We start from the raw sequence: 8,282 nt of genomic DNA, 5'->3' as shown, positions 1-8,282 counted from the left end.
AAATTCTTATTTAGTCTTACTTTTATTTTACAGAATCTTTGCCGCCTATAATTCCTACTGAAGTTGCTTTTTCAGACTTATCAGCTTTTTCAAGACTTTCTTTTTCTTTCTTTGCAAATTCAGCTATCATAGCTTCTTCTTTTGCTTTAAGAGCTTTTGCCAATTCTTCATCTGATGTGTTATAGATATCTATCATATAGAAAGGTGCCATTTCTGCATTGAACTTAACTTTATATCCTAAGTTTTCAGATAAGAATCTCAAAGGTACCATTGTACGTCCATTTTCTATTACTGCCGGTACATCAAGAGTAACTTCTTTACCGTCTACAGTTGCTTTGTTTGAACCTATTTTAAGAACGATAGATTTATCAGCTTTAGTTGCTGTAACTGTTTGATTCTTTTCGTTCCATTCAACTTTCGCCCCTAATTTTTCAAGAAGTGCTCTGAATGGTACTAAAGTTCTTCCTTCAACTATTGTAGGTTGTTGGTCTGAAAATTCTAATTCTTCTGCATTGACTCTTACGTTTATTATAGGTGTTTGATCTATATGGAAAATTAAGTCCATATATTCTGCTGAAGTTAGTTTTTTAACTGATTTAGGTATCATAACTTTTACTGAATCATCTTTTACCGCTTCAGATTTCATAGTCATAGCCATATTGAACATATCTTTAACTTTTAGGTCTAATACCACTTCTTGTAGGTATCTTCCTTCTTTAAAATCTATTGATGATTTTAAGCTTGAACCCTTTATTGTTTCTTTTGCTTTATTAACTGACTTAGCAAAGTTGTCTTTCTTAAATTCTTTAACTGCTCCTTTGATAGTAGCTTCGTCTACGCCGGCTTCCATCTTGTTTGCTAATTTATAAATATCGCCTGAAACTTTATCCCAGTTTGCTACGATAGTTGTAACTGAATTTATAATTTCTTGTGCCATTTGGTCAGATGTAGCTTCGTAAGTGAATTTGTTTCCTTCAACTTTCATATCACCTAACGGTTTATATCCTTCAAGAGCCTTATTTAAAATGCTCATCACATCAGCGTTGAATTCAGCAGAGTTTACATATTCCATAACTGCTTTTTGCGGCATTATTGCAACTGAATTTTCTTCATCTGTTGCTAAAAGTACATAGTCTTCTTTGATATTTGCCAAAGCTTCTTTGTTACCCATTGCCATAGCATTAAAGTAGTCTTTATTAATATAAACTTTTGTGCCGTCTACAAACATATGCATTTCAAATTTATCAGGAATCATCTTCATAGCTTCTTCATCGTTTTCTGCAGGAGCCATTTTCTTAATAGCTGTCATATCCATGGATACTTTAACTTCTGCTTTTTCTTTTCCCTCTGAAACGCCTGATACTGTCATAGGCATTTTAACTTCTTGTGTTTTCCCTTGATCGTCTTTAAAAGATACTTTAACTTCTGCTTGTCCTGATATTTTAGAGCCTTTCCAGTTTTGTACCTCTTTAGTTTTTTCTAAATATGCTGTAATGTTTGGGGTACATCCTACTAAACTCATAACCATTGCAAGCATCATTACAATGCTTATTATTCTCTTCTTCATACTAATGCCTCCTTTTTTGATGAGTTCATTATATCATAAAAGCGATTCCTATTATATTACATTTATATTTCACTATTTTATAAGGGGAACAAAAAAACCGGATAAAAAATCCGGTCTATAATATATTTATTTTTAATTGTTCAAATTTTCTTCAGTAGTCAATAGCTTATCTAAACGATATTGCTTAAAACCTTAGTCTTCAATTGCTATTCTCTCTACTTTTTTAACTAAATCTACTAAGTCGTACATTGGTATCACTCCTTAATATTTTGTTATTTTTAATATACCCAAACTTTAGAACTATAATCATTTTTTTAATTTTTATGATATAATTTTTTAATTAACTTATTTGGAGGTATCATGAAAAGCAATTTAAAACTTGGAATTATAATATTTATATCTTTGTTAATTCCGTTGGGGATACAAACTTTTTTTAAAAATCAATCTGCTATTGAAGGTTCGGTCTTTATGCATATGTTTTGGATATTTGCAAATTTCTTATTTTTATCGACAATCGATGAATTGTTTGCAGAGTATTCCAAGCTTACAAGACTAAAATCTCTAAAGATTAACTCTTTAAATTACATAGTTAAAATTTTAGTTTATGTTATATTTTTGATCTTTTTAAATTTATACATTGTAAGAACTATGTATTTACCTGAACACAAGCTACTCACAACTGTAACTAATCCAGCAGTGGTTGCTCTAATACTTTTGATATTCTTAGTAAATTTACTTTCAGGTCTGTTTGAAAACAAAGAAGAAAGTAAGGAAACAAATGTATACACTTTCAGCAATAAAAATTCTTTCAGAACAGGAAGAGATACTTTTAATGTAGCTGGCGGTACTTATGCTGATGGGTTTGTACTTGGAAATCTTGTGCTTCCCTATTCTTCGATCAAGTCAATTTATACAGACAAAGAAAATAGACTTGTTATAAAGGGCAAAAAAGAAGATGGTAACTATAGAATTTCTATAGACTCTGAAAAAACTATCTCATTTTTCAAAAATCTATTAAATAAAGCAATTTCTGATTCCAAAATAGATTCCAAAATAGTTAAAACTAGGTAGCTCATACACTGCCTAGTTTTTTATTTATAATCTCATTTCAAAGCCTTGTTTTGCTATGGATTTCAAAACATCTCTTCTGATTTCATTTGTCGATAAAAACTTTTTAACAACTTGATCCGTAAAACAATCTGACCTCTGTCCGTTGTCCCTGGTATCATAATAAGTTGTCATAGTTTCATCATAACCTTTAAATGCTTCTAAATAATTTTCATACTCTTTATATTCATTTTCAAATACTTTTAATTCAATCGGCATCTTAGGTTTTACCTGAGGTTTTTCAGCAGGATATCCAAAACCTAAACCAACTACAGGAAATGTATACTTAGGTAGTTTTAATAACTCAACCATTCTGTCATAGTCATTTAATATCGATCCAAAATAAACAGCTCCCATTCCCAACGACTCAATTGCAACCACCATATTTTGAGCGCCTATAATAGAATCTGTGAAGCCTTGGAAAAATTTATCCATGTGTTTATATGCGTCTTCTACATATCCTTTTTCTTCAGCTATTCTATAATTTCTGTATAAATCCACAATAAATATCAATAGTTCCGGAACATCTTCCAAATATTCTTGATTAGACACTTTCATTATCTCATGTTTTATCTTTGGGTCTGTAACTCTTATTATAGATGCTTGTTGCATTCCGGTTGAACTTGCTGAATGATTATATACATCAAATAGTTTATTCAACGTTTTGTTATCTACTTCTCTATCTTCAAATTTTCTTATAGTTCTATGTTCCAATTGATTTTCTATAGTATTCACGTTAATCACCTCTGTATATTTCTACCCAAACATTATATTATTAGATACTGCAGTAATATAAATTTATATCTTTTCCACTTTTAATTTAAAAATAAAAACCTTTTACCTAATTTGCTTTCTTTTTTCAATCTTACATAGTATCATTAAGATGATGTGAGGTGAACGATGATTAACTTTATTATTATATCCGCAATAGTGGCTGCAATTGCCATCGGATACAAAACAAAACTTAACGTTGGATTAATAGCGCTATCTTTTTCATACTTAATAGGATGTTTCTTACTTAAGATGAATCCAAAAGAAGTCATTAACCTTTGGCCAATGAGTATATTCTTTGCTATTTTTTCAGTTAGTATGTTCTATAATTTTGCCGTAGTTAATGGCACAATGGATAAACTTGCTAACCATATACTCTACAAAACCAAAAATTTCCCCGAAATGTTATACATAATTATCTATTTAATTTCTGTGCTACTATCTGCAATGGGTGCAGGATTTTTTACTGTTATGGCAGTATTTTGCCCTATTGCCATAGCATTGTGTAAAAAGAGTGGAAAAAATATACTTATTGGCGCACAAGCTGTAAACTGGGGAGCTTCCGGTGGAGCTAACTTGATGACAAGCGGTTCTGGCATTGTATTCCAAGGCCTTATGAAAGATGCCGGATTTGAAAACGAAGCATTCCAAATGGGAATTCCAATCTTTTCATTTACTGTTATCTATCCACTTATAGTACTTATAGTATTATTCTTAGTGAATCGTTTTAAAAATGGAAATATTTCAAAGACCTTGGAAGTAGAAAGACCTTTGCCTTTTAATGCCAAACAAAAGATAAATCTATTTCTAATCGCACTTACATTTGTCTTGGTTTTAATATTCCCTGTAATGAATATCCTAAACCCTGAAGTACAATGGATTGCAAATATTAACTCTATGCTCAACATAGGTCTTGTCTGTATAACTATGTCAGTTATCTCTCTTTTACTTCATTTAGCAGACCAAAAAGAAGTATTAATTCGCATTCCATGGACTACTATCATCATGTTGTGTGGTATGGGTATACTAATTCAAATTGCAGTTAAAGCCGGAGTTATAAGTCGGATAGGAACATTTATGGACTCAAATGTGCCGGAATTTTTAATACCTACAGCCTTCTGCTTAGTTGCCGGAGCTATGTCATTCTTCAGTTCCACACTATCAGTAGTTACTCCATCGCTTTTCCCTATAATAGGTGCTATGGTTGCTGCAAACCCCAACTTAAATGCGACTCTTCTATTTACTGCAACAGTTGCCGGTTCGCTCTCAACTAACATATCTCCATTCTCATCTGCCGGATCATTGATGCAGATGTCAGCGCCAACCGAAGATGACAGAGAGTGGATGTTTGACAAGCAGATGTTTGTAGGCCTACCCATAACTTATGGTTTGGCAATAGTCAGCGTTTTAATCTTAACTTTTGTAATGACATAAAATTAAGCTCAGTGATTTCTCGCTGAGCTTTTTTATCTTAAATTAAATTTTTTATTAATTTGAAAGTTCCATAATCCTATCAAGTTTTTCTTTAAGTTCAACTATTGGCACAAACCTTGCCATTCTAAAAAATTCTTTCCCCTCAACATACATTATTAACACAGGAAAAGTAAATAATTGAAACTGCCCTCTAATTTCACTTATATCATCAACCCAAATAAATTTTTCTTTTATCATCGGATATTCACTTAAAAGCTTTTGAACTTGCGGTTTAAGCCCATGACATACAGAACAAGTCTCAGTTCCAAAATAGAGTAGGACATATTTATTTTCTAATATAAAACTTTCTATTTTTTGTAAATTCCTCATTCTTAAATAACTCCCATAAGTAAAATCATTTATACTAATTTATCCTATTAAACATTCTACTAACAATCAAAATTTCTCAACACCTATTTTATAAAGAATTCATAGACTATAAAAATAATCCCAACAACTAACATTAGGAGTGCTAATTTTTTATTTATCTTATACACTTCAACTACATCATTAATCCAAACTAATCCCCACAATATTAAAGCCAAAAAGATTAAAACAATTGCACACAAAGACAGTATTGTAAACCACGGATTAGGATATGCTACATCAAAAATCACTAATAAAACTAATAATAGTACTCCTATTGAACTTAAAATTATATTTACCCTTACCAGTTTCTTAAAAAAATCTCGTTTCTTTTTTCTTCCCATATAAATCTCCTTATTACTTAATTTTAGTATATTTAAAGACTATGTTCAAAAGCTCATATATCCAATTAATGAATCGTCTTCATATTCAACTGTAGAATTTTTAAAGATGTCCATTAGTTATTTTGGATATCAGCCTGAAATCATACAAACAGATAATGAATTTGAGTTTACTCATTTTAAAGAGGCAAAAAGGATACACTTCTTGATGTACTATGTAGTGAATTAGGTATAGAACATCAAATAACAAGATCTAGGACACCAAGACATAATGGAAAAATCGAAATAAGTCATAAGAATGATAATGAAAGATTTTATAAATATTTATCTTTCTATAGTTACTACGATCTAAATCTTCAAATGAAAAGATAATTGTATAAATCTAATAGGCTTGAAGTACAGACTTTAAATTGGTTTAGTCTATCGAAAAGCAAAATCTATTATTGGGGTTATCCCCAATAATAGATTAACATATGTGATATTTATTTTTTGTTTTTAGTATCTCGTCATTTACAAATTGACAATTTTTAACGTCTCCCATTCTAATATAAATTAGATAATTTCCACATCTATGATTTTCATATATTTTTAAATTTTACTTGTTTCCTTGTCAATGAACTTATTTAAAACAGCTTTTTTAAAACTTAAGTCTATTTTATCTATATCTATCACTTTACATACTGTGCTTTTAAATTTTTCAACATCTCCTGTTGCATAAAATTCAACACTGCTATTTCGAGCTATATCATCATACTGCATAACTGATTTTAACTTTTCAATAGTTTTTTCAGCAGGATCTACTATATTTACTTTCTTATTTTGTTCACTGAAAATTTTTTTAAACATCTTTATTGCTAAAGGAAAATGGGTGCATCCTAGTATTAGAGTATCATATTCAAAATCACCTAATTCCATTAAGTATTCTTCTATAACTTTTTTAACCATACAATCATCTATATGACCATTTTCAATAGCTAACACAAGATCCGGACATCCGACTCCAAAAAGTTCAACCTCTTGAGAAATCGATTTCATTGTGTTATCATAAATTTTACTATTTACCGTTCCCTGAGTTGCAAATAAAGCCACTTTATTGTTATTTGTAATTTCAACTGCAGATTCACATGCAGGTTCAACAACACCAAAAATTTTAAAATCAAATTTATCCCTTGCACTCTTCAATCCATAAGCAGTTGCTGTATTACAAGCTATTATACAAGAATCAATTCCTATTTCTCCAATATAATCTATACATTCTAATGTAAATTGTTCTACTTCACTAGAAGTTTTTACTCCATAGGGCATTCTATCTGTGTCCCCTATGTATATAAAAGAATATCCTGATAATTTATTTAATGCTTCTTTAAGTACAGAGAGTCCTCCGACACCACTGTCGAAGAACCCTATTTTTTTTGAATAGTCACTGTATCACCCTTTTTATATAAATGCTAAAAACATAGAAATGATAAATACATTTACAAAATCTATAAACATTCCTCCCACAATAGGAAGTACAAAGAATGCAGTTTTTGAATATACAAATTTTTCACAAATAGATTCCATATTTGCTACACCATTTGGAGTGGCTCCCATACCAAATCCACAATGTCCACCAGCTAATACGGCTGCATCATAATTGCCTCCCATTAATCTAAATGTTACAAAGTATGCATAAATAGCCATTAACAATGTTTGTGCTAATAGAAGTACTATTAAAGGAATAGCTAAATCTATAAGTTCCCATAATTTTAATGTCATAAGAGCCATACCTAAGAATAAATTAAGCCCAACATTTCCAACTACTTCCACTTCTTCAACCGGAACAATGTCCGCTCCTTTGTCAGAAATATATCTAGCTATAATAGCTAACAACATAGGTCCAATATAAGAAGGGAACTTTGCTATAGGACTAATTCTTTGAATTAAAACGTTTAAAAAATTTGATATATAGCTACCTAAGAACATAGCTATAAGTATCACAAAAAAAGCTTTTAAAATTCTATCTCCATCAAGCACTCTTGCTTCTGTTTTTAATAACGATTCATCTAAATCATCATCTTCATCTATTTCTTTTCTGTTTAGCAATAAATTCTTGCCAGTAACTAATTTATTAGCTAGCGGTCCGCCCATAAGAGAGCCCATCACTAATCCAAATGTTGCGGCTGAATATGCTACAGTCTCAGCTCCTTTTACTCCAGATGCTTCAACTAAAGGTGCAATACCACCTGAGGTTCCATGACCCCCTGTCATAGGAGTTGAACCTGTCATAAGTGCAAGCCCTTTATCAATTCCTACAACTCCAGAAAGTCCTAAAGCAACTGTATTTTGAATTACACATAAAAATCCAGCTATTAACAAAAATAAGAAAACTTTAGGTCCTGCCGCTCTCAAAATTTTAATACTCGCTCCAAATCCTATACTTGTAAAGAAAATTACCATGAAGAAAGATTGTAATGTAGTATCAAAATTTATCTCCAAACCACTTTGTCTTAAAAATAAATTAACTATTGCAAATGAGAAACCTCCAATAACCGGAGCCGGTATTGCAAATGTTTGGAAAAATTTTACCTTGCTGCGTATTAATCTACCAAATAAAAGTAATACTACAGCAAAACCTATGGTTCTAACCATATCAAATTCTACTACCATTTTTTCAC

8 protein-coding genes and 1 pseudogene are annotated in these 8,282 nt (G+C 30.9%); 3 read left to right on the top strand and 6 right to left on the bottom strand.

Features of this window, described 5'->3' with window-relative positions; all coding sequences use genetic code 11:
* Nucleotides 1-22: 22 nt before the first annotated feature.
* The gene (locus tag HMPREF9129_RS10535) at nt 23-1,567 is read right to left on the bottom strand and encodes a stalk domain-containing protein (protein WP_004820113.1); all 1,545 of its coding nucleotides are present in this window, start codon (nt 1,565-1,567) and stop codon (nt 23-25) included.
* A 360-nt stretch (nt 1,568-1,927) separates the two neighbouring features.
* On the opposite strand from HMPREF9129_RS10535, the gene HMPREF9129_RS02720 reads away from it, so the two are divergent.
* The gene (locus tag HMPREF9129_RS02720) at nt 1,928-2,638 is read left to right on the top strand and encodes a hypothetical protein (RefSeq protein WP_004820112.1); all 711 of its coding nucleotides are present in this window, start codon (nt 1,928-1,930) and stop codon (nt 2,636-2,638) included.
* A 24-nt stretch (nt 2,639-2,662) separates the two neighbouring features.
* On the opposite strand, the gene HMPREF9129_RS02715 is transcribed toward HMPREF9129_RS02720, so the two are convergent.
* Entirely contained in the window at nt 2,663-3,409 is a 747-nt protein-coding gene (locus HMPREF9129_RS02715) for an NADPH-dependent oxidoreductase (protein ID WP_004820109.1), read from the bottom strand.
* Between the two features lie 165 nt (nt 3,410-3,574).
* Between HMPREF9129_RS02715 and HMPREF9129_RS02710 the strand changes: the two genes are divergently transcribed.
* Entirely contained in the window at nt 3,575-4,879 is a 1,305-nt protein-coding gene (locus HMPREF9129_RS02710) for an SLC13 family permease (RefSeq protein WP_004820107.1), read from the top strand.
* Nucleotides 4,880-4,933: 54 nt separating this feature from the next.
* Here HMPREF9129_RS02710 and HMPREF9129_RS02705 read toward each other — a convergent pair whose 3' ends face one another.
* Nucleotides 4,934-5,248 (bottom strand): thioredoxin family protein, encoded by a 315-nt coding sequence (locus HMPREF9129_RS02705; protein ID WP_004820105.1) that lies wholly within the window; start codon nt 5,246-5,248, stop codon nt 4,934-4,936.
* A gap of 83 nt (nt 5,249-5,331) precedes the next feature.
* Nucleotides 5,332-5,628: a hypothetical protein gene (locus tag HMPREF9129_RS02700; RefSeq protein WP_004820103.1), complete on the bottom strand. Its 297-nt coding sequence runs from the start codon at nt 5,626-5,628 to the stop codon at nt 5,332-5,334.
* A 61-nt stretch (nt 5,629-5,689) separates the two neighbouring features.
* On the opposite strand from HMPREF9129_RS02700, the pseudogene HMPREF9129_RS12195 reads away from it, so the two are divergent.
* Nucleotides 5,690-6,095, top strand: a pseudogene (locus tag HMPREF9129_RS12195) (IS481 family transposase); the annotation flags it as partial.
* 118 nt (nt 6,096-6,213) lie between these two features.
* On the opposite strand, the gene murI reads toward HMPREF9129_RS12195, so the two are convergent.
* Nucleotides 6,214-7,032, bottom strand: a complete 819-nt coding sequence (gene murI, locus HMPREF9129_RS02695; RefSeq protein ID WP_040552215.1) for a glutamate racemase — start codon at nt 7,030-7,032, stop codon at nt 6,214-6,216.
* Nucleotides 7,033-7,062: 30 nt separating this feature from the next.
* The coding region (gene gltS / locus HMPREF9129_RS02690; RefSeq protein ID WP_004820099.1) for a sodium/glutamate symporter at nt 7,063-8,282 on the bottom strand (1,220 nt) is incomplete at its 5' end.

Origin of the sequence: Peptoniphilus indolicus ATCC 29427, from assembly GCF_000227315.1 — a bacterium.
Classification (GTDB): Bacteria; Bacillota; Clostridia; order Tissierellales; family Peptoniphilaceae; genus Peptoniphilus; species Peptoniphilus indolicus.
The sequence above is the reverse complement of the archived record's forward strand: the minus strand, read 5'-3'. Positions and strand labels throughout refer to the sequence as shown.